Source organism: Rhizobium sp. SVR5-9E, from assembly GCF_056755095.1.
Window position 1 is genome coordinate 1 of record NZ_JBNDHS010000245.1, and the last position, 542, is coordinate 542.

Sequence of the window (542 nt, forward strand, 5' to 3'; positions counted from 1 at the left end):
GGTGCTGAAGGAGCAGGAGGCTGGCGCGAAGGCGGTGGACCTGTGCCGGAAGCACGGGATTTCAGAAGCCACGTTTTATAATTGGAAAGCCAAATACGGGGGCATGGAGGTGTCCGAGGCGAAGCGGCTGAAGGCGCTTGAGGACGAGAACGCCAGGCTGAAGAAGCTGCTCGCCGAACAGATGCTTGATGCAGCCGCACTGCGCGAGCTTCTATCAAAAAAATGGTAGGGCCCGCCGCCAAGCGTGAAGCCGTCATGCACCTGAAGACCGTCATGGGTCTTTCGGAGCGGCGGGCCTGCCTGATCATATCTGCCGATCGCAAGACGGTGCGTTATCAGTCGTGTCGACCGCCGGAGGTTGAATTGCGAGCGAAGCTCCGCGAGTTGGCTAATGAGCGACGGCGCTTCGGTTACAGGCGGCTGTTCATCCTGCTTCGGCGGGAAGGAGAGCTGTCCGGCGCCAATCGCATCTATCGGCTGTATCGCGAGGAAGGGCTTTCTGTTCGCAAACGGAAAGCCAGACGGCGTGCTGTCGGCACGCG

The 542-nt window shown here is 60.3% G+C and carries 1 pseudogene; it reads left to right on the plus strand.

The annotated features are described in order from the left end of the window. Position 1: 1 nt before the first annotated feature. A pseudogene (locus tag ACPYOJ_RS34640) lies at positions 2 to 542 on the plus strand (transposase); the annotation flags it as partial.